Source organism: Rhodococcus sp. Z13_19A (assembly GCF_058133575.1).
On the sequence record NZ_JBYUNN010000003.1, the window covers coordinates 12,512 to 38,857 of the forward strand.

The window sequence follows — 26,346 nt, forward strand, 5'->3', positions numbered from 1 at the left end:
CTGAGGAGTAAGGATGTCCACCATGGATGACAAGGTCGAGGTGGCCGAGGAGATCGACCCCTACCACTACCCCAAGCACTGGGAGGGTGACGCGCTGGCCTCCGACGGCGGCACGGTGCACCTGCGGCCGATGACCCCGGACCTGGCCGACGACCTGGTCCGCTTCCACAGCCAGCTCTCCGAGCGCACCCGCTACCTGCGCTACTTCGGTCCGTACCCCACCATGTCGGCCCGCGACCTGGCCCGCTTCTCCACCGTCGACCACCACGACCGGGTGGCGTTCGTGGTGCTGCTGGGCGGGGAGATCATCGCCGTGGGCCGCTACGAGCGGCTCACCAACGTCGGCGACGGGCACTCCGCCGAGGTGGCCTTCGTGGTGGCCGACGCCCACCAGGGCCGCGGGCTGGGGTCGGTGCTGCTGGAGCACCTCGCCGCGGCGGCGGCCGAGTGCGGCATCCGCACGTTCGTGGCGGAGGTGCTGTCGGAGAACCGCAGCATGCTCGGGGTGTTCAAGCAGGCCGGCTACCAGATCAAGCGCTCCTTCGACGGTGGTGTGCTGCACCTGGAGTTCGCCGTCGACCCCTCCGAGGCCCTGCTCACCGTGCGCAACTTCCGGGAGCGCGCCTCGGAGGCCCGCAGCGTGCACAACGTGCTGCACCCGTCCTCGGTCGCGGTCATCGGCGCCTCCACCGACCGGTTCAAGGTGGGCCACGCGGTGCTGGTGAACCTGCTGCGGGCGGGGTTCACCGGGCCGGTGTACCCGGTCAACGCGGAGAACCGCTCCGTGCAGGGCATCCGCGCCTACGCCGCGGTCTCCGACATCCCCGACCCGGTGGACCTGGCGGTGGTGGCGGTGCCCGCCAGCGGGGTGGAGGCCGTGCTCGACGACTGCCTGGCCAAGGGCGTCAAGGCGCTGGTGGTGATCTCCGCCGGCTTCAGCGAGGCTGGGCCCGAGGGCCTGGCCGCCGAGCGACGCATGGTGGAGGCCGCCCGCGCCCACGGCATGCGGGTGGTCGGCCCCAGCGCCCTCGGCGTGGCCAACACCGACCCCGAGGTGGCGCTCAACGCCACCCTGGCCCCGGTGCTGCCGCCGGCCGGGCGGGTGGGCTTCTTCTGCCAGTCCGGCGCCCTGGGCATCGCCATCCTCGCCGCCGCCGCCGAGCGCGGCCTGGGGTTGTCCACCTTCGTCTCGGCCGGCAACCGCGCCGACATCTCCGGCAACGACCTGCTGCAGTACTGGGACTCCGACCCGGCCACCGACGTGGTGCTGCTGTACCTGGAGAGCTTCGGCAACCCGCGCAAGTTCTCCCGCCTGGCCCGGCGCCTGGCCCGCAACAAGCCGGTGATCGTGGTCAAGAGCGGCCGCCACGCGGTGCCCGCCGGCCTGGCGGCCACCAGCGTGGAGGTGGACGAGGCGAGCGTGCAGGCGCTGTTCGAGGAGGCCGGCGTCATCCGGGTGGAGTCCATCGCCCAGCTCTTCGACTGCGCCCTGCTGCTCGCCTACCAACCGCTGCCGGCGGGTCCGCGGGTGGCCGTGGTGGGCAACTCCACGGCGCTGGGCGTGCTGGGCGCCGACGCCGCCCGCAGCCGCGGGCTCACCGTGGTGGGCGACCCGGTGGACGTGGGCGCCAGCGCCACCCCGCAGGAGTTCGCCAAGGCCGTGGGCGACGCGCTGGCCGCCGACGACGTGGACGCGCTGATCGCGGTGTTCGTGCCGCCGGTGGCCATCCCCGGCACCGAGTTCGCCACCGCCCTGCGGGAGACGCTGGCCGGCTCGCACAAGCCGGTGGTCACCACCTTCCTCGCCGCCGAGGGCATTCCGGACTCCCTGGCCGTGCTTGGCGCGGACGGGCAGCCCGCGCGCGGCTCGGTGCCCTCCTACCCCGGCCCGGAGCGGGCGGCGCTGGCGCTGTCGCGGGCGGTGCGCTACGCCCAGTGGCGCGAGCGCCCCGGCCCGGACCCGGAGCCGCTGGCCCACCCTGAGCTGGTGGACGTGGCCCGGGCCCGTGAGCTGGTGCAGGGCTGGCTGGCCGACGCCCCGGAGGGGCGCTGGCTCACCGACGACGAGGCCGCGGCGCTGCTGGACACCTACGGGGTGGAGGTGGCGGCCTTCCGGGTCGCCCACGACGCCGACCAGGCCGTCGCCGCCGCGCACGAGCTGGGCTTCCCGGTGGCGGTCAAGGCGATGGGGGAGCAGTGGCGCGACCGCTCCGACCTCATCGGGGTGCGCCTGGACGTGAGCAGCGACGACGCGGTGCGCATCGCCTACGACGACCTGCGGGAGGTGTCCGGCAACAGCTCGGTGTACGTGCAGCAGATGGCGGGCAAGGGCATCAACTGCACGGTGGCGGTGCAGGACGACCCGTCGTTCGGGTCGCTGATCTCCTTCGGCCTGTCCGGGGTGATCTCCGACCTGCTGGGCGACCGCGCGTACCGGGTGCTGCCCCTGACCTCGCCGGAGGAGCTGATCCGCGCGCCCAAGGCTGCGCCGCTGCTCACCGGCTACCGGGGCAGCGAGCCCGCGGACCTGGACTCCCTGGCCCTCGTGGTGGGCCAGGTGGCTGCGCTGGCCGAGCACGTCAGCCAGATCCGCGAGCTCTCCTGCGGCCCGATCCTGGCCTCGCCGGACGGCGCGTCGGTGACCGCGGCCCGGGTGCGCATCGGGCCGGAGCCGACGCGGGCCGACCTGGGCCCGCGCCGGCTGCGCTAGCACCCCGGTGCTCGGCTAGCGGCGCGCTGCTCGGCTAGCGACGGAAGCTGATCTGCAGGGTGGGCTGGGAGGTGCCGGCGAAGAAGTCGTTGCCCTTGTCGTCCACCACGATGAACGCGGGGAAGTCCTGCACCTCGATCTTCCACACCGCCTCCATGCCCAGCTCGGGGTACTCCAGCACCTCCACCGAGGTGATGCAGTCCTGGGCGAGGCGGGCGGCCGGGCCACCGATGGAGCCCAGGTAGAACCCGCCGTGGGTGGAGCAGGCCTCGGTGACCTGCTTGCTGCGGTTGCCCTTGGCCAGCATCACCATGGACCCGCCGGCGGCCTGGAACTGCGCCACGTAGGCGTCCATCCGGCCCGCGGTGGTGGGGCCGAAGGACCCGGAGGCGTAGCCCTCGGGCGTCTTGGCCGGGCCGGCGTAGTACACCGGGTGGTCGCGCAGGTACTGCGGCATGGGCTCGCCGGCCTCCAGCCGCTCGGCGATCTTGGCGTGCGCGATGTCCCGGGCCACCACCAGCGGGCCGGTCAGCGACAGCCGGGTCTTCACCGGCAGGGCGCTCAGCGTCGCCTGGATCTCCGACATGGGGCGGGTGAGGTCGATCTGCACGACCTCGTCGGAGAGGTCCTCGTCGGTCACCTCGGGCAGGAACTGGGCGGGGTCGCGCTCCAGCTGCTCCAGGAAGATGCCGTCGGCGGTGATCTTGGCCTTGGCCTGGCGGTCTGCCGAGCAGCTCACGGCCAGGCCGATGGGCAGCGAGGCGCCGTGGCGGGGCAGCCGGATCACCCGGACGTCGTGGCAGAAGTACTTGCCGCCGAACTGGGCGCCGATGCCGAACTGGCGGGTCATCTCCAGCACCTGCTCCTCCAGGTCGGTGTCCCGGAAGGCGTGCCCGGCCGCCGAGCCCTCGGTGGGCAGGGTGTCCAGGTAGCGCGCCGACGCCAGCTTGGCCACCTTGAGGTTCTGCTCGGCCGACAGCCCACCGACGACGATGGCCAGGTGGTAGGGCGGGCACGCCGCGGTGCCCAGCGAGCGCAGCTTCTCGTCCAGGAACATGGCCAGGCGGCGCGGGTTGAGCACCGCCTTGGTCTCCTGGTAGAGGAACGTCTTGTTGGCGCTGCCGCCGCCCTTGGCCATCACCAGGAAGTGGTAGGCGTCGCCGTCGACGGCGTTGAGGTCGATCTGGGCGGGCAGGTTGGTGCCGGTGTTGCGCTCCTCCCACATGGTCAGCGGGGCCATCTGCGAGTAGCGCAGGTTCAGCTCGGCGTAGGCCTGCCGGATGCCCTCCGACAGCGCGGCCTCGTCCCCACCGCCGGTGAGCACCCGCTCACCCTTCTTGCCCATCACGATGGCGGTGCCGGTGTCCTGGCACATCGGCAGCACCTTGCCCGCGGCGACGCAGGCGTTGCGCAGCAGGTCCATGGCCACGAAGCGGTCGTTGCCGCTGGCCTCCGGGTCGTCCACGATGGCGCGCAGCTGCTTGAGGTGGCTGGTGCGCAGCAGGTGCTGGATGTCGGTGATGGCCGCCTTGGCCAGCGTGGTCAGCGCCTCCGGGGACACCTGCAGGAACGAGCCCAGCTCGGTGTCCACCCGGCGCACCCCCTCGGTGCTGACGAGGCGGTACTCGGTGCCGTCGTCGGTGAGGGGCAGCAGCTCGGTGAAGGGGGGCACGCTCGTCATGGACAGGCACGCTACCGGAGCGGCGGAGGCCTCCCGCACGGCCACGGACGGCCGACGAGGCCAGGGCCCGTGCGGGTCCCGGCCTCGTCGGGCCGTGCTGGCTAGCTGGCGTAGGAGCGCAGCCGCTCCGCGCGGTCGCCGGCACGCAGCTTGCCCATCACCTCGCGCTCGATCTGGCGGACCCGCTCCCGGGAGAGCCCGAAGAGCTTGCCGATCTGGTCCAGGGTGCGGGGCTGTCCGTCGTCCAGGCCGAAGCGCAGCCGGATGACCTGCTGCTCGCGCTCGTCCAGGGTGGCGAGCACCGAGAAGATGTCGGAGTGCAGCAGTCCGGAGATCACCGCGCTCTCGGCGTCGGTGGCGTCGGCGTCCTCGATGAAGTCTCCCAGCGGGGCCTCCTCGTCGCTGCCCACCGGCATGTCCAGGCTCACCGGGTCCCGGCTGTGGTCGAGCAGGTCGGCGATCTTGTGCTCCGGGATGCCTGCCTCGGTGGCGAGCTCCTCGTCGGTGGCCTCCCGGCCCAGCTGCTGGTGCAGCTCCCGCTTGATCCGGGCGAGCTTGTTCACCTGCTCCACCAGGTGGACGGGCAGCCGGATGGTGCGACTCTGGTCGGCCATGCCGCGGGTGATGGCCTGGCGGATCCACCAGGTGGCGTAGGTGGAGAACTTGAAGCCCTTGGCGTAGTCGAACTTCTCCATCGCCCGGATGAGGCCGAGGTTGCCCTCCTGGATCAGGTCGAGCAGGGGCATCCCGCGGCCGGTGTAGCGCTTGGCCAGCGAGACGACCAGCCGCAGGTTGGCCTCCAGCAGGCGCTGGCGGGCGGCGTGGCCCTCGCGGACCAGGGTGTTCAGGTCTCGCTTGCGGGCCGGGCTGATCTTGGTGCCCTCGCTGAGCAGGTGCTGGGCGTAGAGCCCGGCCTCGATGCGCTTCGACAGCTCCACCTCGTCAGCAGCAGTCAGCAGCGCGGTGCGTCCGATCCCGTTGAGGTACACGCGGACCAGGTCGGCTGCGGGGCTCTGGGCGTCCAGGTCGCCGTCGGACATGGACTTTGCGGTTCCCGTGGAGGTGGTGGTGGCAGATGTCATGGTGCGCCTCCGTGTCGTTGGTTCTCACTGACTTCAACGACGGGACGGCGGTGATTAGTTCCCTGTCTCACCGCGTCACACCCGCTGTGACCTGGGCAAACGCTCGCTCGGGCTGAGAAGTTCCTGAGAGTCCGATTGTGAGACGCACCGCGGCACGCGGACGATCTTTGCCGGCGGTGGGCGAGCGCGCCTCAGCAGTCGACCAGCACCGTGAACGGGCCGTCGTTGACCGACGCCACCGCCATGTCGGCGCCGAATCGACCCGTGGCGGCGGGCACCCCGCGCTGGGCCAGCTCGGCGAGCACCCGCTGGATCAGCGCGGTGGCGTGCTCGGGGGCGGCCGCGGCTGACCAGGACGGGCGCCGGCCCTTGCGGGTGTCGCCGTAGAGGGTGAACTGGCTGACCACCAGCACCCCGGCGCCGGTGTCGGCCACCGAGCGCTCCTCGCGCAGCAGGCGCAGCTCGGCGATCTTGCGGGCCATGGTGGCCGCTGCCGCGGGCTGGTCGTCCCGGGCGACGGCCAGCAGCACCAGCAGCCCCGGGCCCGTCAGCTCCGCCACCAGCTCGCCGTCCACGGTGACCGAGGCGCTGCTCACCCGGGAGATGACGGCGCGCACTCCTGGTCCCGCCCGGCTACTTGACCGAGCCCGCCATCACGCCCTGCACGAAGTACCGCTGGAAGGCGAAGAACACCCCGAGCGGGACGATGAGCGACAGGAACGCGCCGGGGGCCAGGATGTCGATGCTGGCGCCGAATGCCCGCATCTGGGAGGACAGCGCCACGGTGAGCGGCTGGGTGGAGGAGTCGGAGAACACCAGCGCCACCAGCAGGTCGTTCCACACCCAGAGGAACTGGAAGATGGCCAGCGAGGCGATGGCCGGCAGGCCCAGCGGCAGGATCACCGTGAGGAAGATGCGCAGCTCGCCGGCGCCGTCCATCCGCGCCGCCTCCAGCAGGTCCTTGGGGATGCCGGCGAAGTAGTTGCGGAACAGGAAGATGGCGAACGGCAGGCCGAACGCCACGTGGAAGACCACCAGGCCGGTGACCGAGCCGTAGATGCCCACCGTGCTGAACAGCTTGACCACCGGGATCAGCGCCACCTGGATGGGCACCACCAGCAGCGCGATGACGGCGATGAACAGCCAGTCGCGCCCGGGGAACTCCAGCCACGCGAAGGCGTAGCCGGCCAGGGCGCCGATGAGCACCACCAGCAGGGTGGACGGGACGGTGATCTTGACGGTGTTCAGGAAGGAGTCGGTGATCGCCGAGGTGGACAGCAGCGCCGAGTAGTTGTCGGCGGTGAGCTGGGCGGGGTGCAGCAGCGCCTGCCACCACCCGCCAGAGGAGTAGAACTCCTTGTTGCGCACCGACTGGACCAGCAGCCCGAAGGTGGGCAGCAGCCAGACCAGCGCGATGACGACCAGCACGATGGTGGCCGTGCCGCTGGTGAGCCGGGCGACGATGCGCTGGGGCAGCGTGCGCCCGCGGCCGGTGACGAGGTCGGTGCCTGCGGTGGTCAACTCTGCTCCGTTCGGAACCGGCGGATGTTGAACAGCATGGCGGGCAGCACCAGCAGCACCAGCGCGATGCCGATGGCGCTGGAGCTGCCGTAGCTGCCGTTGGCGTACAGGTTGTACATCTGCACGGCGAGCACGGTGGCGGCCGGACCGCTGCCGGTGCCCTGGGTCATCACGTAGACCAGGTCGAAGATCTTGAGCACGTTGATCACCAGCGTCACGAACACCACCATCAGCACCGGGGCCAGCAGCGGCGCGGTGACCCGGCGGAACACCTGCCACTCGGTGGCGCCGTCGATCCGGGCGGCCTCGAGCACGTCGCGGGGGATGGCGGCCAGCCCGGAGGCGATGAGGACCATGGCGAAGCCGGCCCACACCCACAGGTAGGCGATGAGGATGGCCGGGGTGATGAGGTCGGGCCCCAGCCAGTTCAGCCCACCGTAGGGCGCGGCGAAGTTGCTGGCCGGCAGGCGCAGCTGGTAGCTGCCCTCGGTGAGGGAGGGGAAGGAGAAGGTGCCGTCGGCGCTGACGGTGGCGGTCTCCACCACTGCGCCGTCGCGGACGGCCTGGATCTCCAGGCCCGGCAGGCCCAGCTCGCCGGAGTCGATGCTGCCCACGGTGCCGCCACCGCCGGCGGCGAAGTCGTTCCACACCGTGCCGTGCAGGCCCGCGCCGTTCGGGGCCGGTGCGGCCGGGGCCGCGTCGGCGGGTGGGTTGGCCACCGGCAGCCCCACCATCGGCAGCAGCACCGGGGTGCCGGCGGCGACGGCGGCGGTGGAGGTGTAGTCGCTTCCCTCCGCGCCCTCGAGCCCGGCGACCGGGCGAGGCTTGACGGTGGGGTAGGAGGCGGCCGGGCTGAACGTGTCGTGCACGCCCACCGCGACCGCGTTGGCCAGCCCACGGGTGGGCTGGTCGGAGTAGATCATCTGGAAGGTGATGCCCGAGGCCAGGAACGAGATGGCCATGGGCATGAACAGGATGAGCTTGAACGCGGTCCCCCAGCGGACCCGCTCGCTGAGCACCGCGAAGAGCAGGCCCACGATGGTGACCACCGTGGGCGCCACCACGATCCAGATGATGTTGTTCTTGACCGCGGTGAAGTTGTCCGGGTTGGTGAACAGGGCCGTGTAGTTGTCCAGCCCCACCCAGTCGCCCCAGCCGCTGCCGGCGTCGCTGAAGAAGCTGCGGGCCAGGGAGTAGCCGATCGGGTAGAGCAGGACTGCGGCGAGCAGCACCAGCGCCGGCCCCAGGAACGCGTAGGCCAGCCAGCGCCCCTCGCCGGGCGGGTGCGCCCGCTTGCCGCGCCCTGCGCCCCGAGACCGGGACGCAGGGACGACGTCTGGTTCCGCCCTGACGAGCACGTCAGCGCTCGTCGTCCCTGCGTCCTGGCTCATCGGTGCTCGTCCTGCCTCGTGATCGGATGTCCTGCCGGCTGGATCACCGGCAGCGGGAAGGAGCTACTTGTAGGCGGCCTTGGCGGCCGACTCCAGCTGGGCCTGGGCGGCGGCGACGTCACCGTTGCCGAGGAAGTCCTGCAGGGCCTTCCACTGCCCCTGGCCCTTGGTGCCGCCGAACGCCGAGGGCGTCTGGTCGGACATGTCGAAGCGGAACTTGTCACCGGCGGCGACGATGTCCGCCCCGACCTTGGCCAGGGTCTCGTTCGGGTAGTCCGACGCCTGCAGCGTCTTGTTGGCCGAGGCGAAGCCACTGCCCTCGCTGGACACCATGAGCTTGGCGGCGTCGGTGGAGGCCATGTACTGCAGGAACGCCTGCGCGGCGGGGTTGTCGGTGAAGGCCACCACCGCGTCACCGCCACCGACGACCGACTGCGGGGAGCCGTCGATCTCGGGGAACGGGAAGAACTTGGCGTCGGTGCCGACCTTGGCGGTGGGCACCTCCTGGCCGATCTGGGTGGCCACGAAGCTGGCCTCGTAGACCATGGCCGAGGGGGCGTCGTTCTTGAAGGTGTTGGCCACCGACTGGGTGAAGCTGGTCTGCAGCGCGGTGGCCGGGTCACCGACCAGCGCCTTGTTGCCCCAGATCTTCTTCAGGGTCTCCAGCGCCTTGGTCACCGACGGGTCGGTCCACGGGATCTCGTGCTTGGTCAGCTTGTCGTAGCTGTCCAGGCCCGCGGTGCGGATGTAGACGTTCTCGAACCAGTCGGTCAGGGTCCAGCCGTCTCCACCGGCGACGGCGATCGGCACCTGGACGCCGGAGTCGGCCAGCGTCTGGGCGGTCTTCACCAGGTCGTCCCAGGTCTTCGGCTCGTCGGTGACGCCCGCGGTCTCGAAGGCCTTGGTGGAGTACCAGAAGGTGGACTTGTTGGAGGCGTCGGCGTAGACGCTGTAGAGCTTGCCGTCGACGCTGCCCAGCTCGGTCCACAGCGGGCTGTAGTTGGCGGCCACGGCCGCCTGCACCTGCGGGTTGGCGGGCTTGAGCTTGCCCTCCTTGGCGAACTTCTCCACCGTGCCGGGGGAGGCGATCACCGCGACGTCCGGCGGGGCGCCACCGGCGACCTTGGTCCCCAGGATGGTCGGCACGTCGTCGCCACCGGAGGTGTAGGTGCCCTTGGCGCCGGTCTTGGCGTTGAAGTCGTCGATCACCTTCTGGAAGGTGACCTGCTCGTCCTTGGTCCAGGGGCCCAGGATGGCGAACTCCTGGCCGTTGAGCTGCGGCAGCGCCGAGGCGCTGGAGGACGTGGTGGGGCTGGCCGACGACGAGCTGGAGGAGGACTCCTGGCTCGACGAGCAGGCGGCGAGCAGCGCAGCCCCGGTGACGAGCGCTCCCAGCGCCAGGAATCTCTTGCGGTGCGATCTCATGCGATTTCCTCCCTAGTGTCGGCGCCGGGTCCGGGGTCGGGCTCGGCTGCCCAGATTCCGAGTCCGCTGCTCGGGTCGAAGAAGTGCAGGCGCTCGGTGTCGACGCGCACCGTGACCGGTGTGCCGACGCTGACGTCGCTGCGAGGGTTGAACCGGGCGACCATGGTGGCGGTTGCACCGTCGCGGCCCACGGAGGAGTCCCCACCGGGCAGCTCGTCGAGGTCGGCCAGGTCCGCGAGGTCGGCGACGGTGGCCGCGGACTCCGCGTCCAGGCCCAGGTGCACCACCAGGTCCGAGCCCAGCGGCTCGATGAGCTCGGCCACCACCTGCAGGGTCGCCTCGTCGGCACCGGGGCGCAGCGACGCGTCGTCCAGGTCCTCCGGCCGCACGCCCACCACCACCTTGCGGTCCACGTGCTCGGCCAGCGCCGGTCGCGCGGCGAGCACCGAGGCGGGCAGCGGCAGCGACTGCGAGCCCAGCTGCAGCTGCAGCGCGTCGTCGGCACCTCGGGAGAGGGTGCCCATCAGCAGGTTCATCGCGGGGGAGCCGATGAAGCCGGCCACGAAGATGTTGCGGGGGCGGTCGTAGAGCTCCTGGGGCGGGGCGATCTGCTGCAGCTCGCCCTTGCGCATGACCGCCACCCGGTGGCCCAGCGTCATCGCCTCGGTCTGGTCGTGGGTGACGTAGATGGTGGTCACGGCCAGGTCGCGCTGCAGCCGCGCGATCTCGGTGCGCATCTGCACCCGGAGCTTGGCGTCGAGGTTGGACAGCGGCTCGTCCATCAGGAACACCTGGGGCTCGCGCACGATCGCCCGGCCCATGGCCACCCGCTGGCGCTGGCCACCGGAGAGGTTGCGCGGCTTGCGGTCGAGGTAGTCGGTGAGGTCGAGGACCCGAGCCGCCTCCTCCACCCGCTTGCGGATCTCCGCCTTGGGCATCTTGCGCAGCTTCAGGCCGAACGCGATGTTGTCGCGCACCGACAGGTGCGGGTACAGCGCGTAGGACTGGAAGACCATGGCGACGTCGCGGTCGCGCGGCGGCACCGAGTTCACCACCCGGTCGCCGATGCGCAGCTCGCCCTCGCTGATGTTCTCCAGACCGGCGACCATCCGCAGCGCCGTGGTCTTGCCACAGCCGGAGGGGCCGACGAAGACGATCAGCTCGCCGTCGGCGATGTCGATGGTGAGGTCGCGCACCGCACGGGTGCCGTCGTCGTAGACCTTGCCGATCCCCGACAGGGTGAGCCCAGCCATTCCGCAGCTCCTGACGATCAAGTCAATGGTGCCGGGCACAGCTGTCGCCGAGACGCGCAGAGCGCTCGTCGACGTTGACTGAGCCGGGCGTAAGGCGGCTCACGCTACAACGGCGCGCCGCAGATGATCACCACCATCACCGGGTCGGTGTGTCGCCAGCCAGGTCCGCCGGGAGCACCAGGCCGTGTCGCAGCAGGTCGTGCACCAGGGCGGTGGCGGGGCCGGTCAGCGCACCCTCGTCCTCGCCGTGAGCCAGCTCCAACATCCCCACCAGCTCCCCGAGCGGAAGCCCGTCCGGGCGCAGCCCCGCCAGCAGCGAGACCGCGAGCTCGTCCACCTCGTGCTCCCAGCGCGGACCGTCGGTGCGAGTCACCCTGGCCACCAAGGGCTTCCATCCTTCATTGGCGGCGACAGCCACCCGCTGCAGCACCACCCCGGGCGCCACGGCCAGCTGCGCGTCGAGCAGGTCGTGCTCACGCAGCCACGCCACCCGGGCCAGGTACGCCTGCGCCTCGGGGCCCAGCGGGTCGGTGAACGGGTGCAGCAGGTCCTCGGCGAGCACGTCCGACGGCGTATCGGTGGCCCGCAGCGTCACGTACCCGAACCCGATGCCGGTGACCTCGGAGCGCTCCAGGTGCTCCAGCCAGGCGTCGTAGCGGCGGGCGCCCTCGCCGGTGCGCGGGTCCAGCCCGCCGTCGCGCAGCCAGGTGCTCACGTAGAGGGCGGGCTCGGCGACGTCGCGCTGCACCACCCAGGCGTCGATGCCGTGCTCAGGCAGCCACGACGCCACCCGCTGTCGCCAGTCCTGCCCGCGCACGTGCACCCACGACGCCAGCAAGGTGGCGGTGCCCCCGAGGTTGAGGTGCTCGGGGATGCCACGGATCACCAGCTCGCTGGCGCCGTCGAGGTCGAGCCCGGAGTCGCGGTAGACGCTGTGCACCTCGGCGGGGCCCACCACGAACGGCGGGTTGGCCACCACCTGGTCGAAGCGGCGCCCGGCCACCGGCTCGAACCACGACCCGGCCAACAGCTCCACCGACACCTGGTTCAGGGCAAAGGTGGCCGCGGCCATGGCCAGGGCGCGCGGGCTGACGTCGGTCGCGGTCACGGCACCGGCGTGCTCGCCCACCTGCAGGGCCTGCACCCCGCAGCCGGTGCCCAGGTCCAGCGCGGTGGCCGGTGCCAGCGCGGGGATGGCCTGCAGCAGCGACACCGAGGCCTGCCCCACCCCCGGCACGTACTCCCGGTCCCCAGCCAGCTCACCCCGGTCCGCGTCCAGGTCCGACACCACCCAGCGGGTGCCCGCCCCGGTGTCCAGCGGCCGCACGTCCAGCGCCGCGCGCACCGCACCTCCGTGGCGCTGCAGCAGCCCGCCGGCCACGGCGGCGTCGAGGTCCAGCGGCGCCAGCGCCGCCGCGGCCGCCGGCTCGGGGCAGGTGTCGCCGAGCAGGAACAGCCGCACCAGCGTGGCCAGGGACTGCCCGCCGGGATCGGTGGAGCCCTGGCGGTCCAGCACCCGGCGCACCGGCACCGCCTCGTTGCGGCCGAGGGCAGCGTTGACGTCCGCGCCCAGCAGCGCCAGCACGCCGTCGGTGTGGAAGCCGGCGCGCAGGAACGCGGTGCGCAGGTCGGCGCACAGGGGCACCAGGTCCGGGACGGGGGCAGCGCTCGGGCGGGCATCACTCATGGGCGCATTGTGCTCAGCGCGCCCCGAGGAGCGCGGCCCGCCCCGGGGCCGGTGCTGTGATGCCCCTGACGGGTGCGATCTTCTCGGCGCGGTGGGACACTGAACCAATGGCCGAACACGGATTTGCCGGACGAGGCGGTGGCCGCGACGACGCGGTGCTCATCACCGCCGCACAGCGCTCCTACGACGAGCAGCACAAGGCCCGCGTCCGCAAGTACGCGATCATGATGGCCTTCCGCATCCCGGCCCTGGTCATCGCCGCGGTCCTGTACTCCATCTTCGAGAATCCCTGGCTGCCCCTGGCGGTCATCCTCATCTCGGTGCCGCTGCCGTGGATGGCCGTGCTCATCGCCAACGACGGTCCGGCGCAGAAGCAGGAGTACCTGAACCACTACCGCTACGGTGACGGCAGCGACCGTCCGGCCATCGAGCCCGCCCGTCGCGACGTCATCGAGGGCTGAGCTCCAGCCACGGCGGGACGGGGCGTGCGCGACGCCTGACCGAGGGGTGACGCTGGTGCCTGGGTGCGGCATCATGGTCGCTGTGAGCACCCAGACCCTGAACCCCACCCTGTCCACGCAGACCACGGTCGCGCCGGACACCCGCGAGCGCGAGACGACCGGCGACGACACGCCCAAGGTCTTCCACTACGTCAAGAAGAACAAGATCGCGGAGAGCGCCGTCATGGGCACCCACGTGGTGGCTCTCTGCGGCGAGGTCTTCCCGGTCACGCGGTCGGCCAAGCCGGGCTCCCCGGTGTGCCCGGACTGCAAGAAGGTCTACGAGGGCCTGCGTCCCGGCGGCGACGACTGAGCTCTCGGCACGCCTGAGGGCGTGAAGCTGAGGGTGCGCGGCGTGGTGATGCGCGTGCCCAGCCGCCCCAGCGTGCTGGTGGTCGCGTCGCGGGCGGCGGTGGGGGCGCCGCCTCGGCCGGCGACGCGCACCCGGGACGACGCAGTGGCAGCCGGACCGCCGCCTGCCGCGCGGACTCGGGCCGTGTCGCTGGGCTCGGGCACTGGCGAGGCACCGTCTGTCGGAACCGACACGTGGGTTCCCGGACCGGCCGTGCTGTCCTCCGCCGTGACGTCCTCCTCGGGGCCGTCCTCCTCGGGGCCGTCACCGTCGTCGGAGCGGCCCCGCAGCTGGATGCGCTCGCGCATCTGGTCCAGACGGGTGGCCTTGGCCGGCCAGAACTCCTGCACGGTGGCGTTGAACTCCGCGCCCAGCACCACCGCGAAGCCCAGGAAGAACGTGAACAGCAGGAACGCGATGGGACTGGCCAGCGCGCCGTAGGTGTAGCCGGTGCTGGTCACCCAGCTGAAGTACATCCGCAGCCCCGCCGCGGCGGCCAGGAAGAACGCCCCGGCGAAGATCGCGCCGGGGATCATCCGGTGCCACGGCAGCGAGCGCGGCAGCGCGAACTTGTACAGCGTGGCCAGCGCGATCAGGGCGATCACCCCGACCGTCGGGTAGTAGACCGACTGGATGAGCGTCTCGGTGGTCTGCCGCCACGTCTCGGGCACCCGCTCCGACACCAGGCCGGGCCCCAGGGCCAGCAGCGGCACGGTGAACACCGCCAGCACCAGCGCCACCACGTAGAGCAGCAGCGCGAAGATCCGCTGCCACACGGGGTTGCGCTCGTTGTGCTGGTTGTGGGCCAGCACGATGGAGTCCACGAACGAGGAGACCGCCGAGGACCCTGCCCACAGCGACAGCAGGAAGCCCAGCGACACGATGTCGGCACGGCCGCGCAGCAGGACGTCGCTCACGGTCGGGGCGATGATCTGGTCCACCACCGACGGGCTGAACGTGCTGCGGCAGAACGTGAGGATCTTGGACTGCACCACCTCGACGGTGTCGGGGCCGAACCAGCCACCGATGTAGCCGATGGAGCCGAGCAGGCCCAGCAGCAGCGGCGGCAGCGACAGCGTCTGCCAGAAGGCCGCCTGTGCGGCGCGGCCGAAGATCGAGTCGCCCCACGCCTTCGTCACGGTTCGCCACAGCAGCCGGTGCGGTCCGCGCGCGGCGGGACGCACCGACAGGTCGCTGGGCCGGCTGGTGGGGGAGTCCATGATCCCCCCAGGATTCACTACCGCACCGCGGTTGGCCGGTTACGCACCGTCGTGTCGCCCGCCGGACCGCTGCAGGCACGACCCGCGCCACGATCACCGCGGGCACGGGCGTCGTGACGGGGACCACTGCCGGTCGACGACTACCCTCTGCACGGCGCCGGGTGCTGCTGCGCAGCGCGGACCGCGCCGGGAATTCATGTCGTGATCGTGAGGGAGTTGGTTGTCACCGTGCTGGATGCCGATGACGTAGGTGACGTCGTTGACGTGCAGCCCAAGGCGGCGCCGCTGCGTGCCTGGCAGCGACGCGCGCTGTCGCGCTACCTGGCCACCAAGCCGCAGGACTTCCTGGCCGTGGCCACCCCGGGCGCCGGAAAGACGACCTTCGGGCTGCGGGTGGCCAGCGAGCTGCTGCGCGACCGCACCATCGACCAGGTGACCGTGGTCGCGCCCACCGAGCACCTCAAGCACCAGTGGGCCGCGGCCGCCGGGATGGCCGGCATCGCCCTGGACTCCCGCTTCAGCAACTCCACCGGGCAGACGTCGGGCGACTACCAGGGCGTGGTGGTGACCTACGCCCAGGTGGCCGCGCACCCCTTCAAGCACCGCGCCCGCACCGACAGCCGGCGCACCCTGGTGATCCTGGACGAGATCCACCACGGCGGCGACGCCAAGAGCTGGGGCGACGCGGTGCGGGAGGCCTTCGACCCCGCCACCCGGCGCCTGGCGCTGACCGGTACGCCGTTCCGCAGCGACGACAGCCCCATCCCGTTCGTCACCTACGAGCCCGGCCCGGACGGCTTCGACCGGTCCAAGGCCGACCACACCTACGGCTACGCCGACGCGCTCAAGGACGGCGTGGTGCGCCCGGTGGTGTTCCTGGCGTACTCCGGCGAGGCCCGCTGGCGCACCAGTGCCGGCGAGGAGTTCACCGCGCGACTGGGCGAGCCGCTCACCGCCGAGCAGACGGCCCGGGCCTGGCGCACTGCGCTGGACCCCGGCGGCGACTGGATCCCGGCGGTGCTGCACGCCGCCGACACCCGGTTGGGCCAGCTGCGCGCCGGCGGCATGGAGGACGCCGGCGGGCTGGTGATTGCCACCGACCAGACCATGGCCCGCGCCTACGCCGAGCTGCTCACCGCCATCACCGGCGTGGCTCCCGCCCTGGTGCTCTCCGACGACCCGGGGTCCTCGGCGCGCATCTCCTCCTTCGCGCAGAGCAACGAGCGGTGGATGGTCGCCGTGCGGATGGTGAGCGAGGGCGTGGACGTCCCCCGCCTGGCCGTCGGCGTCTACGCGACGTCCGCGGCCACGCCGCTGTACTTCGCCCAGGCCATCGGCCGCTTCGTGCGCTCGCGCCGCAAGGGGGAGACCGCCAGCGTCTTCCTGCCCTCGGTGCCCGTGCTGCTGGACCTGGCCAGCCAGCTGGAGGCGCAGCGCGACCACGTGCTGGGCAAGCCGCACCGCGAGCCGGAGGGGCTGGACGACCAGCTGCTCGCCCAGGCCAACAAGCAGCAGGACGAGCCGGGGGAGGAGGAGCAGTCCTTCACCTCCCTGGGCGCCGACGCCGAGCTGGACCAGGTGATCTACGACGGCTCCAGCTTTGGGACCGCGGCGTTCTCCGGCAGCGACGAGGAGGCCGACTACCTGGGGCTGCCGGGCCTGCTGGACCCCACCCAGATGCGCGACCTGCTGCGCAAGCGGCAGAGCGAGCAGCTCGACAGCCGCGCGCCCGAGCCGGCCGCACCCGCCCCGGCGCCGGTGCGCACCGCTGACACCGCCGCCAAGCTGGCCGCGCTGCGCCGCGAGCTGAACACGCTGGTGGCGATGCGCAACCACCGCACCGGGCAGCCGCACGGGGTGATCCACCGCGACCTGCGGGAGAAGTGCGGCGGGCCGCCCACCGCGATGGCCACCGTGGAGCAGCTGAACGAGCGGATCGCCTTGCTGCGCAAGTGGTAGCTGCACTCCGGGTGGAGTGAACCTGCTGGTCAGGGGAGGCTCACCTTGCTGGTGGGCGACGGTGGGCGTGGCTACCGTCGAGGAGGTCGCACGCTCACCCGACGTTCTCCGCTCGGAGGTTCCCATGGCCACGCTCGAGATGCCCCAGGTCGCCGACTGCACGGTCAGCAGCTGTTCCTACAACGAGCACGGGTGTCACGCCTTTGCCATCAACGTCCACGGGCAGAACGGCACCGCCGACTGCGGCACCTTCATCCCGCTGACCACCAAGGGCGGGCTGCCGCGGGCCCAGGCCCAGGTGGGTGCCTGCCAACGCGTGGACTGCACGCACAACAGCAACCTGGAGTGCAGCGCCGACGCCGTGCGCATCGGCGCCGAGGGCGGCGCTGACATGGCCAGCTGCCTCACCTACGAGCCGGCCTAGCCCGCGCCCGCCGGCCTACCAGGGAAGCGGGTCCGCAGACAGCAGCAGGGGCACCCACCGCGTCGGTGGGTGCCCCTGCTGGTTCAGGCTCTGGTCAGGAGACCGGAGCTCCCTCCACGATGGTCGCGTCCATGTCGCGCAGACGCGCCTCGTGCTCGTGACCGTGGTGCCCGCAGAAGAGAAGCTCGCCGCCCGAGGGCAGCATCACGCGGACACGTGCGCCCGCACCGCACCGGTCGCACCGGTCGGTGGCGGTGATCTCGGGGATCGTCAAGGTCCCGGTCATGTGTCCTCCGTCCTGACGCCCGCTCGCGCAGACGCCCTAGTGTGCTCGCTGCAAACCACCAGTAGCCACCCGTGGAAGCTCGTGACAGTCGTTCTGATGTCCTTGCACTCTGTCAGACGTTCGGCCGACGTGTTCTGTTCCCCCGCTCGTCGTGTTGTGGCCGGTCGCACGCCCTACCGGGGTCCCACTGTCCGGCGGGGGCAAAACCCCAGGTCGGAGCGCCGTCAGGGGGCCGAGACCACCAACCTGTGGTCCGTCGAGGGGCTCGCGCACGCGTGCGCGTTTCGCTCTCAGCGCAACCTCCGGACGCCCCCGCAGGCCGACAGCCGGCACCGGTAGGTTCGCGGTACAGGGGGCTGCCGACGCGGCGGCCACCTCCGGCGACCAGCACAGGAGCAGGCCATGAGCGAGACCGTGTCCAGCGAGCACGACCGGGACACCAGGGACGAGCACAGCACGGCCGGCGCCTACGTCACGGGCGGCAAGGAGTTCACCCGCGACACCGCCTACATCCAGACGCGCATCACCCGGGACGGCCGCGACGGCTACCCGGTGGAGGCCGGGCGCTACCGGCTGGTCGCCGCCCGGGCGTGCCCGTGGGCCAACCGCACCGTCATCGTGCGGCGGCTGCTGGGCCTGGAGGACGCGATCTCCCTGGCGCTGCCCGGACCCACGCACGACAAGCGCAGCTGGCGCTTCGACCTCGACCCCGGCGGGAAGGACCCGGTGCTGGGCATCGAGCGCCTGCAGGAGGCCTACTTCGCGCGGTTCCCGGACTACGCGCGGGGCATCACCGTGCCTGCCATCGTGGACGTGCCCACCGGCAAGGTGGTCACCAACGACTACCCGCAGATCACCGAGGACTTCTCCACCGAGTGGAGCGACTTCCACCGCGACGGCGCCCCCGACCTGCTGCCCCAGGAGCACCTGGACGAGCTGGCCGAGGTGAACAAGCGGGTGTTCACCGAGGTCAACAACGGGGTGTACCGGTGCGGCTTCGCCGGCTCGCAGGAGGCCTACGACCAGGCCTACGACCGGCTGTGGACGGCGCTGGACTGGCTGGAGGAGCGCCTGAGCGGGCAGCGCTACCTCGTCGGCGACACCATCACCGAGGCCGACGTCCGGCTGTTCACCACCCTGGCGCGCTTCGACCCCGTCTACCACGGGCACTTCAAGGCCAACCGGCAGAAGCTCAGCGAGATGCCGGCGCTGTGGGGCTACGCCCGGGACCTGTTCCAGACACCGGGCTTCGGCGACACCGTCGACTTCGTGCAGATCAAGCAGCACTACTACGTGGTGCACACCGACCTCAACCCCACCCAGGTCGTGCCGCAGGGCCCGGACCTGCGCGGCTGGCTCACCGCCCACCACCGCGAGGAGCTGGGCGGGCGGCCCTTCGGCGACGGCACGCCGCCCGGACCGGTGCGCGCCGGCGAGGAGATCGCACCCGGGCACGGGGCCGACTAGGTGGCCGAGCGCGAGCTGCTGCACCTGGTGCTCGAGGACGACTGGGTGCGTGCCCAGCAGGTGGGGGAGATCCCTGCCCACCCTGGCCCGTTCGTGCACCTGTCCACCCCCGAGCAGGTGGCGCTGCCGGCGAACCGGCTCTTCGCCGGACGAGCGGACGTGCTGCTGCTGCGGGTGGACCCCCAGCGGCTCACCGGTGAGGTGCGCTGGGAGCCGGGGGTGCCGGGTGACCCCGAGTCGATGCGCTTCCCGCACCTGTACGCCCCGCTGCCGGTCTCGGCGGTGGTCGGGGTCCTCGCGTACCGGCCGGGCCCCGACGGGCGCTTCGGCGCCCCTGAGCCGGCCGAGCCGTAGCCGCGGGTCCTGTCCCGGCCGGCGTTCCCTGCAGACGCAGCAGGCGGCGCACCCATCCGGGTGCGCCGCCTGCTGCGTGGCGAGCGGAGCTCAGAAGTTGATCATGTGCCCGGTGAGGCCGTGGAAGGTCTCCTGCAGCGCCTCGCTGAGCGTCGGGTGCGCGTGCACGTTGCGGGCCAGCTCGGCAGCGGTGAGGTCCCACTTCTGCGCCAGGGTCAGCTCGGGCAGCAGCTCGGTGACCTCGGGTCCGATCAGGTGCGCACCCAGCAGCTCGCCGTAGGTCTCGTCGGCGATCACCTTGACGAAGCCGTTGGGCTCCGCGAGGCCGTGGGCCTTGCCGTTGGCGGTGAAGGGGAACTGGGCGACCTTGACCTTCCAGCCCTTCTGGTCGGCCATCTCGCGGGCCTGCGCCTCGGTGTAGCCGAAGCTGGCCACCTGCGGCTGGCAGAAGGTGGCCCGCGGCATCATCGGGTACTCCAGCGTCATGGTCTCGGCCTCGGCGATGGTCTCCGCGGCCACCACGCCCTGGGCCTCGGCGACGTGGGCGAGCATCAGCTTGGCGGTGACGTCGCCGATGGCGTACACGTGCTCGACGTTGGTGCGCATGTAGTCGTCGATCTCGATGGCGCCGCGCTCGGTGAGCTTGACGCCGAGCGTGTCCAGGCCGTAGCCCTCTACCCGAGGCTGGAAGCCGATGGCCTGGATGACCTTGTCGGCCTGCAGGTCGCGGGTGCCCTTGCTGTCGGTGACGGTGACCGTCACCTGGTCGCCGGAGTCGTCGATCTTCTCCACCCGGGTGGAGGTGAGCACCTCGACGCCGAGCTTGCGGTAGCGCTTGCCCAGCTCCTTGGACACGTCCACGTCCTCCAGCGGCAGCAGCCGGTCGAGGAACTCCACCACGGTGACCTTCACGCCGTAGTTGGACAGCACGTAGGCGAACTCCACACCGATGGCCCCGGCGCCGGCGATGATCACGCTGCCGGGCAGGTCGCGGTTGGTGATCTGCTCCTCGTAGGTGACCACGCGCTCGGACAGCGACGTCCCGGGGAGCAGCTTGGTGGAGGCGCCGGTGGCGATGATCACGTCGTCGAAGGTGACCGTCTCGGTGCCGCCCTTGGACAGCTCCACCTCGATGGTCTTCTTGTCGGTGAAGCGACCGATGCCGTCCAGCTCGGTGATCTTGTTCTTCTTCATCAGGAAGTGGACGCCCTTGACGCGGCCGTCGGCGACGCTGCGGCTGCGGTCGAAGGCGACGCCGTAGTCGAAGGAGACCTCGCCGCTGATGCCGAAGGTCTTGGCCTCCTTGGTGACCAGGTGGGCCAGCTCAGCGTTGCGCAGCAACGCCTTGGAGGGGATGCAGCCCACGTTGAGGCAGACCCCTCCCCAGTACTTCTCCTCGATCACGGCCACGCTCTTGCCGAGCTGGGCGGCGCGGATGGCCGCCACGTACCCGCCGGGACCGGCACCAAGGACTACAACGTCGAAATGAGGCATGGGCCCATCCTATGGCGGCGGGCCGCGGCGGCGACCGGGGTCCCCGGTGCACGGCTGGCGCGGGCGATCTGCCCCCACACGCAGCCAACCGCCGCCCGCGGGACGCGGACGACGGTTGGTAGCGGGTGCAGACCGGGTGGGGCGCGCTGGGTGGTACTTGCAGACGCCCCTAGGGGGCTAGTCCAGGTAGTCGCGCAACACCTGGGAGCGGGAGGGGTGGCGCAGCTTGGACATGGTCTTGGACTCGATCTGGCGGATGCGCTCACGCGTCACGCCGTAGACCTGGCCGATCTCGTCCAGGGTGCGGGGCTGGCCGTCGGTCAGGCCGAAGCGCAGCCGCACCACTCCCGCCTCGCGCTCGCTGAGGGTGGCCAGCACCGACTGGAGCTGGTCCTGCAGCAGCGTGAAGCTGACGGCGTCCACGGCCACCACGGCCTCGGAGTCCTCGATGAAGTCACCGAGCTGGCTGTCGCCCTCGTCACCGATGGTCTGGTCGAGGCTGATGGGCTCCCGGGCGTACTGCTGGATCTCCAGCACCTTCTCCGGGGTGATGTCCATCTCCTTGGCCAGCTCCTCCGGAGTGGGCTCGCGGCCCAGGTCCTGCAGGAGCTCGCGCTGGATGCGCCCGAGCTTGTTGATGACCTCGACCATGTGCACCGGGATGCGGATGGTGCGAGCCTGGTCGGCCATGGCGCGGGTGATGGCCTGGCGGATCCACCAGGTGGCGTAGGTGGAGAACTTGTAGCCCTTGGTGTAGTCGAACTTCTCCACCGCGCGGATCAGGCCGAGGTTGCCCTCCTGGATGAGGTCCAGGAACGCCATGCCGCGACCGGTGTAGCGCTTGGCCAGCGAGACCACCAGGCGGAGGTTGGCCTCGAGCAGGTGGTTCTTGGCGCGGTTGCCGTCCCGGATCACCCAGGACAGGTCACGGCGCTGGGCGACGGGGAGCTTCTCGCCCTTCTCGGCGATGAGGCGCATGCGCTCGACGGCGAACAGGCCGGCCTCGATGCGCTTGGCCAGCTCGACCTCCTCCTCGGCGTTGAGGAGGGCGACCTTGCCGATCTGCTTGAGGTAGGCGCGGACGGAGTCGGCCGAGGCGGTGAGCTCGGCGTCCTTGCGCGCCTGGCGCAGGGCCTCGGACTCCTCCTCGTCCCAGACGAAGTCGCCGGAGGCCTTGTCGGCCGCAGACGGCTCGAGGTCCACCTCGTCCTTGTCGTCGTCACCGGCAGCGCCGACGGCGAGCACCTCGACGACGTCGTTCTCCGGGGCGACGTCGCTGTCCGGCAGGTCGGCGGAGCGACCGGCGGCCAGGTCGACGACCTTGGGTCCGGCGTCGGCCTGCTTCTCGGCGGTGGCCTTGGCCTTGGCGGTCCGCTTGGCGGGGGCCTTGGCGCCGGCCGCAGCCTTGGCGCCGGCCGCAGCCTTGGCGCCGGCCGCAGCCTTGGCGGTCGCCGCGGGCTTCGAGGCAGCCGTGCTGCGGGCCGCCTTCTTCGCGGGTGCCTTGACGGCGGTCGGCTCAGCCGCGCTCGTCTCCGCTGCGGTCTGACGGGTGTTTGTGGCTGCCACGTATGCCCTTTCGCGACTGTTCGTGCGGCGTCACGCCGAGGTGCTTTCGGCGGAGAGGTCATGTGGGTGTGTCCCGGCGTCGGCCGCAGACATCAACCCATTGTAGCGACTCCTGGCTGGTTACCCGCTCCGGTCAGTTTGGGAGGTCCGCCGCAACCGCCATCGCCGCGCCCACGATGCCCGCGGTGTTCTTCAAGGTCGCGGGCACCACGTTCGTGCGGTTGTCGAGCAGGGGGATCCACTTGTGGCCCTTGCGGCTCACCCCGCCGCCGGCGATGAACAGGTCGGGCCAGAACAGGTCCTCCATCTTGCGCAGGAACCGCGAGACGTAGGGGGTCCACTCGTCCCAGCTCAGGTGACGCTCGTCTCGCACCGACGCGGCCGCGGAGTGCTCGGCGTCGTCGCCGTCGAGCTCCATGTGCCCGAACTCGGTGTTGGGCAGCAGCACCCCGTCGTGGATGATCGCCGATCCGATGCCGGTGCCGAAGGTCAGCAGGATCACCAGCCCGCTGACGTCCTTGCCCGCGCCGTAGTGGTACTCCGCCAGCCCGGCGGCGTCGGCGTCGTTGAGCACCCGCACCGCTCGCCCGCCCAGCGCCTCGCTGAACAGTGCGCGGGCGTCCGTGCCGATCCACGCCTTGTCGATGTTGGCTGCCGTCAGCGCGACACCGTCCTTGACCACCGACGGCAGGGTGAGCCCCACCGGGCCGTCCCACTCGAACCGGCGGGTCAGCTCCGCGGCGGTCTCCGCCACCGCGGCTGGCGTGGCGGGCTGGGGGGTGGCGATCTTGAGCCGCTCCCCGATCAGCGCGCCGGTCGACAGGTCGACGATGCCGCCCTTGATGCCGGTGCCGCCGACGTCGATACCGAAAGCCCGTTGGTCCGCGGGCACGTCCGCCGTGGTGGTCGTCATCGTCATCGGCTCCTCGGTGCAGGTGTGGTCGCCCTGACCCTAGTTCGTGCCGGGCCCGACGTCGCCCGCACCACGAGGTGCCAGGTCAGGGCGCGCTGGGCCGCAGTGTGCTGCGATGGCGGCATGACTCACCCCACCGCCGGATCCCAGCGCCCCGATCCGCTGGGGGTCGAGCTCCGCGAGGTCGCCGTCCAGGTCGCCACCGCCGCCGCCGAGCTGGTGGCCCGCCGCCGTGCCGAGGTGCTCGGCAGTGGGACGGTGCGCACCAAGACCTCCGGCACCGACCCGGTCACGCTGGCTGACACCGAGTCCGAACAGCTCATCCGGTCCGAGCTGGGGCGGCTGCGACCCGGGGACGCGGTGCTGGGCGAGGAGGAGGGCGGGGACGCAGCCGTCGACGGTCTGCGCTGGCTGATCGACCCCATCGACGGAACCGTGAACTTCCTCTACGGGCTGCCCTTCTACGCGGTGTCGGTGGCGGTGCAGCGCGACGGGCAGAGCATCGCCGGCGCGGTGGTGGAGGTGGGCAGCGGGCGGGTGTTCTCCGCGGCGCTGGGGGCCGGCGCGACCCTGGACGGCCAGCCGCTGCGCTGCAACGACGTGACCGACCCCGCGCTGGCCCTGGTGGCCACCGGGTTCGGCTACCAGGCCAGGCGCCGCGTCACCCAGGGCGCGGTGGTGGCCGAGCTGCTGCCGCAGGTGCGCGACGTGCGCCGGGTGGGTTCGGCGGCGCTGGACCTGTGTGCGGTGGCGGCGGGCTGGCTGGACGCCTACTACGAGCACGGGCTGAGCCCGTGGGACTGGGGGGCGGGGGTGCTGATCGCCGCCGAGGCCGGCGCGGACGTGCGCCCGCCCCCGGCCACCGCCCCCGGCAGCCACGGCGAGCTCACCTTCGCGGCGGCCCCGGGCGTGTCCGCGGCAGTGCTGACCCTGGTCGAGCGGGCCTGGAGCGGCCCGATGCCCTGACCGGGGCTGGTCTCAGCAGCTGACCGAGAGGGCCTGGGCCAGCTCGGTGGAGTCCGGCGCCGGGGTCTGCGGGTCGGCGGCGTGCTTGGACAGCGCCGTCAGCGCCGCGGTCACGTCGGCGTCGGAGCTGAGCGAGCTGAACACCGTGCCCAGCGCCAGGTCGACCGTCTGGTCCTTGCGGTCGTCCTGCACCAGCTCGGCGCAGGGCACCAGCAGCTGCAGGGTGCGTGCCGCCGGCTTGCCGGCCTCGCCGAAGCGGACCTGGGCCTGGCAGCGCATGTCCTGCGCGGTGAACACCGTGTCGTTGCCGGAGGCCATGTCCGGCGCCGGGGTGAAGCCGAGCTGGGCCAGCTGCGCGGCCACCAGCGAGGCCTGCCCGCGCTGGCCGTTGGCGTTGAGCACCCGCACCTGGGCGGCCTGGGGCGCGGACGGGGGAGCCGCGGCCAGGTCGGCCGAGGTGATCTTGGTGCCCTGCTCGGTCTGCGGCACACCCACCTCGATGCCGGCGTTGTCCCCGGCGGGGGTGGGCTCGGGGCAGACCGAGGTGTCCGCCGCCGTGCTGCTCTGGGTGAGCACCTGCACCCACACCACCAGCACCAGCACGCTCAGCACGACGAGCAGCGCAACGGCCGGCAGGGGGCGACGACGTTGGTACCCGTCGTGCGCTCCCGGAGGGCCGCCCGGCGACCGACTTCCCGTGCTCAGCGAAACCACCGCGTGTCCTGCCCTTTCGTTCCGCCGCGTGAGGGCTGCTGCGACAGACCGCTGCTGAGCAGCGCTGCCCCCGCCACGGCCAGGTGAAGGGTCCGCCCGGTGCCGGCGCAGGGCCAGGTACCCGCGGTTCCCGCGACCAGACTAGGTGGCCGCGGGCGCGGGCCGGCGCAGTGTCCCGGCGCGGGCCCGTCCGGGCGTGTCTAGCGGACGCCGTGGTCGAGGACGTGGTGGCCCAGCGCCACCAGCGGGTCCAGGGCGGTGAGGATGCCGGCGGCGGTGCGGGCGTCGGCCGCGCCGGCGTTGGCGCGGGCGGCCACGCCGGCCAGCACCACCGCCAGCTTGAAGGCGCCGAACGCCACGTAGAACTGGATGTCCTGCTCCAGGGCCTGCGGGTCGAGGTCGCGCCGGTGCGCGTAGTGGTGCAGCAGCTCGATGCGGGTGGGGAAGCCGGGCAGCCGGGTGACGCTGGGCAGCACCTGGGCCGCGCGCCACACGTCCTGCTCCTCGGCCTGGTGCCAGTAGATGAACATCAGCCCCAGGTCGGACAGCGGATCCCCCAGGGTGGACATCTCCCAGTCCAGCACCGCGCGGACCTGGGCGGGGTCCTCGGGGGCGAAGATCATGTTCTCCAGCCGGTAGTCGCCGTGCACGATGCTGGCGCCGGCCGAGGTGGGCACCGCGACGCTGAGGCGCTCGGCGAGCCGGGTGAGCTCCGGGCGGGGGCTGTCGCTGCCCGAGGCGGCGGCCAGCCCGTCGCGCCAGGTCTCCCACTGGGTGCTCCAGCGGCGCAGCTGCCGGGCCATGAAGCCCTCCGGCCGGCCGAACTCGGCCAGCCCGACCGAGGACGGGTCGATGCTGTGCAGCTCGGCCAGGCAGTTCACCATCGCCGCACCCGCCCGCGCGCGGACGCCCGGCCGATCAGCCCAGGCGTCGCCCTCGGCGCCGGTGGGCACGGTGCCCTCGACCAGCTCCATCACGTAGAAGGGGGCGCCGAGCAGGTCGGCCTCGCGCTGCCCGGCCAGCACCTGGGGGACGGGCACGGCGGTTCCGGCCAGCGCGGTGAGGACGGTGCGCTCCCGGCCCATGTCGTGCGCGGTGGCGGCCACCGAGCCCAGCGGCGGCCGCCGCAGCACCACCGAGCCGGCCGGGCTGTGCACGCCGAAGGTGAGGTTGGAGCGGCCGTCGCCGATGGGCGTGACGTCGCAGGTGGCCCACCGCGGGTCGTCCAGCTGCTGGGCGAGCCAGGGTCCGACCACCTCCGGGGGAGCGCCCTCGCGCACGGTGTCCACGGCCGGCGGACGGGGCTGGGCGGTCTGCTCGCTGCTCATCCGCGCACCGTACAACCGCGCCCCGCCCACCGCCGGGAACCGGGTGTGCCACG

23 protein-coding genes are annotated in these 26,346 nt (G+C 71.9%); 8 read left to right on the forward strand and 15 right to left on the reverse strand.

Annotation, left to right across the window (positions count from 1 at the left end; all coding sequences use genetic code 11):
* Window positions 1-13 precede the first annotated feature (13 nt).
* Window positions 14-2,710: a bifunctional acetate--CoA ligase family protein/GNAT family N-acetyltransferase gene (locus tag AC3YNX_RS11130; RefSeq protein ID WP_489982940.1), complete on the forward strand. Its 2,697-nt coding sequence runs from the start codon at window positions 14-16 to the stop codon at window positions 2,708-2,710.
* 34 nt (window positions 2,711-2,744) lie between these two features.
* Here AC3YNX_RS11130 and AC3YNX_RS11135 read toward each other — a convergent pair whose 3' ends face one another.
* The 8 genes from AC3YNX_RS11135 to AC3YNX_RS11170 all read right to left on the reverse strand — a co-directional run bounded on the left by AC3YNX_RS11135 (window position 2,745) and on the right by AC3YNX_RS11170 (window position 12,750).
* Window positions 2,745-4,391, reverse strand: coding sequence for a fumarate hydratase (locus AC3YNX_RS11135; protein WP_489982941.1), 1,647 nt, complete (start codon window positions 4,389-4,391; stop codon window positions 2,745-2,747).
* A 101-nt stretch (window positions 4,392-4,492) separates the two neighbouring features.
* Window positions 4,493-5,473 (reverse strand): sigma-70 family RNA polymerase sigma factor, encoded by a 981-nt coding sequence (locus tag AC3YNX_RS11140; protein WP_489982942.1) that lies wholly within the window; start codon window positions 5,471-5,473, stop codon window positions 4,493-4,495.
* A 191-nt stretch (window positions 5,474-5,664) separates the two neighbouring features.
* Window positions 5,665-6,090: a D-aminoacyl-tRNA deacylase gene (gene dtd / locus AC3YNX_RS11145; RefSeq protein WP_489995527.1), complete on the reverse strand. Its 426-nt coding sequence runs from the start codon at window positions 6,088-6,090 to the stop codon at window positions 5,665-5,667.
* A 16-nt stretch (window positions 6,091-6,106) separates the two neighbouring features.
* Window positions 6,107-6,994 carry a carbohydrate ABC transporter permease gene (locus tag AC3YNX_RS11150; RefSeq protein WP_127783340.1) on the reverse strand — a complete coding sequence of 296 codons (888 nt, stop codon included), beginning with the start codon at window positions 6,992-6,994 and terminating at the stop codon, window positions 6,107-6,109.
* Window positions 6,991-8,385, reverse strand: coding sequence for a carbohydrate ABC transporter permease (locus tag AC3YNX_RS11155; protein ID WP_489995528.1), 1,395 nt, complete (start codon window positions 8,383-8,385; stop codon window positions 6,991-6,993). The genes AC3YNX_RS11150 and AC3YNX_RS11155 overlap by 4 nt, the downstream gene beginning before the upstream one ends.
* Window positions 8,386-8,448: 63 nt before the next feature.
* Window positions 8,449-9,810, reverse strand: coding sequence for an ABC transporter substrate-binding protein (locus AC3YNX_RS11160; RefSeq protein ID WP_489982944.1), 1,362 nt, complete (start codon window positions 9,808-9,810; stop codon window positions 8,449-8,451).
* Window positions 9,807-11,063 carry an ABC transporter ATP-binding protein gene (locus tag AC3YNX_RS11165; RefSeq protein WP_127783337.1) on the reverse strand — a complete coding sequence of 419 codons (1,257 nt, stop codon included), beginning with the start codon at window positions 11,061-11,063 and terminating at the stop codon, window positions 9,807-9,809. The genes AC3YNX_RS11160 and AC3YNX_RS11165 overlap by 4 nt, the downstream gene beginning before the upstream one ends.
* 136 nt (window positions 11,064-11,199) lie before the next feature.
* Window positions 11,200-12,750 carry a DUF7782 domain-containing protein gene (locus AC3YNX_RS11170; protein ID WP_489995529.1) on the reverse strand — a complete coding sequence of 517 codons (1,551 nt, stop codon included), beginning with the start codon at window positions 12,748-12,750 and terminating at the stop codon, window positions 11,200-11,202.
* A 107-nt stretch (window positions 12,751-12,857) separates the two neighbouring features.
* Here AC3YNX_RS11170 and AC3YNX_RS11175 point away from each other — a divergent pair, with 107 nt between their 5' ends.
* Both AC3YNX_RS11175 and AC3YNX_RS11180 read left to right on the forward strand, forming a co-directional pair.
* Window positions 12,858-13,211 (forward strand): DUF3099 domain-containing protein, encoded by a 354-nt coding sequence (locus AC3YNX_RS11175; protein WP_127783335.1) that lies wholly within the window; start codon window positions 12,858-12,860, stop codon window positions 13,209-13,211.
* A gap of 109 nt (window positions 13,212-13,320) precedes the next feature.
* Complete coding sequence (locus AC3YNX_RS11180) at window positions 13,321-13,563, forward strand: DUF3039 domain-containing protein (protein WP_127784813.1); 243 nt, start codon at window positions 13,321-13,323, stop codon at window positions 13,561-13,563.
* Here AC3YNX_RS11180 and AC3YNX_RS11185 read toward each other — a convergent pair.
* Window positions 13,530-14,822: a YihY/virulence factor BrkB family protein gene (locus tag AC3YNX_RS11185; protein ID WP_489982947.1), complete on the reverse strand. Its 1,293-nt coding sequence runs from the start codon at window positions 14,820-14,822 to the stop codon at window positions 13,530-13,532. The genes AC3YNX_RS11180 and AC3YNX_RS11185 overlap by 34 nt on opposite strands.
* Before the next feature lie 228 nt (window positions 14,823-15,050).
* Here AC3YNX_RS11185 and AC3YNX_RS11190 point away from each other — a divergent pair, with 228 nt between their 5' ends.
* Together AC3YNX_RS11190 and AC3YNX_RS11195 are read left to right on the forward strand one after the other, a co-directional pair.
* Window positions 15,051-16,781 carry a DEAD/DEAH box helicase gene (locus AC3YNX_RS11190; RefSeq protein WP_127784812.1) on the forward strand — a complete coding sequence of 577 codons (1,731 nt, stop codon included), beginning with the start codon at window positions 15,051-15,053 and terminating at the stop codon, window positions 16,779-16,781.
* 124 nt (window positions 16,782-16,905) lie between these two features.
* The gene (locus AC3YNX_RS11195; protein ID WP_489982948.1) at window positions 16,906-17,205 is read left to right on the forward strand and encodes a DUF1540 domain-containing protein; all 300 of its coding nucleotides are present in this window, start codon (window positions 16,906-16,908) and stop codon (window positions 17,203-17,205) included.
* Window positions 17,206-17,299: 94 nt separating this feature from the next.
* On the opposite strand, the gene AC3YNX_RS11200 is transcribed toward AC3YNX_RS11195, so the two are convergent.
* A complete protein-coding gene (locus AC3YNX_RS11200) occupies window positions 17,300-17,491 on the reverse strand; it encodes a DUF7455 domain-containing protein (RefSeq protein WP_127783332.1) in 192 nt (63 codons plus the stop codon).
* Window positions 17,492-17,893: 402 nt separating this feature from the next.
* Here AC3YNX_RS11200 and AC3YNX_RS11205 point away from each other — a divergent pair, with 402 nt between their 5' ends.
* On the forward strand, window positions 17,894-18,958 hold the full coding sequence (locus AC3YNX_RS11205; RefSeq protein ID WP_489995530.1) for a glutathione S-transferase family protein: 1,065 nt from the start codon (window positions 17,894-17,896) through the stop codon (window positions 18,956-18,958).
* Window positions 18,959-19,312: a DUF952 domain-containing protein gene (locus AC3YNX_RS11210; RefSeq protein WP_164860632.1), complete on the forward strand. Its 354-nt coding sequence runs from the start codon at window positions 18,959-18,961 to the stop codon at window positions 19,310-19,312.
* 90 nt (window positions 19,313-19,402) lie between these two features.
* Here the strand turns inward: AC3YNX_RS11210 and lpdA are convergent, their stop codons facing one another.
* The 3 genes from lpdA to ppgK form a co-directional block, all read right to left on the reverse strand.
* Window positions 19,403-20,806, reverse strand: coding sequence for a dihydrolipoyl dehydrogenase (lpdA, locus tag AC3YNX_RS11215; protein ID WP_127783328.1), 1,404 nt, complete (start codon window positions 20,804-20,806; stop codon window positions 19,403-19,405).
* Between the two features lie 177 nt (window positions 20,807-20,983).
* Window positions 20,984-22,372, reverse strand: a complete 1,389-nt coding sequence (locus AC3YNX_RS11220) for an RNA polymerase sigma factor (RefSeq protein ID WP_489982950.1) — start codon at window positions 22,370-22,372, stop codon at window positions 20,984-20,986.
* Between the two features lie 133 nt (window positions 22,373-22,505).
* The gene (gene ppgK, locus AC3YNX_RS11225) at window positions 22,506-23,291 is read right to left on the reverse strand and encodes a polyphosphate--glucose phosphotransferase (protein ID WP_489995531.1); all 786 of its coding nucleotides are present in this window, start codon (window positions 23,289-23,291) and stop codon (window positions 22,506-22,508) included.
* A gap of 117 nt (window positions 23,292-23,408) precedes the next feature.
* Between ppgK and AC3YNX_RS11230 the strand changes: the two genes are divergently transcribed.
* Entirely contained in the window at window positions 23,409-24,251 is an 843-nt protein-coding gene (locus tag AC3YNX_RS11230) for an inositol monophosphatase family protein (RefSeq protein WP_489995532.1), read from the forward strand.
* 12 nt (window positions 24,252-24,263) lie between these two features.
* Here AC3YNX_RS11230 and cei read toward each other — a convergent pair whose 3' ends face one another.
* On the reverse strand, window positions 24,264-24,965 hold the full coding sequence (cei, locus tag AC3YNX_RS11235) for an envelope integrity protein Cei (RefSeq protein WP_489982952.1): 702 nt from the start codon (window positions 24,963-24,965) through the stop codon (window positions 24,264-24,266).
* A gap of 200 nt (window positions 24,966-25,165) precedes the next feature.
* Window positions 25,166-26,293, reverse strand: coding sequence for a phosphotransferase family protein (locus tag AC3YNX_RS11240; protein WP_489995533.1), 1,128 nt, complete (start codon window positions 26,291-26,293; stop codon window positions 25,166-25,168).
* Window positions 26,294-26,346: the final 53 nt, after the last annotated feature.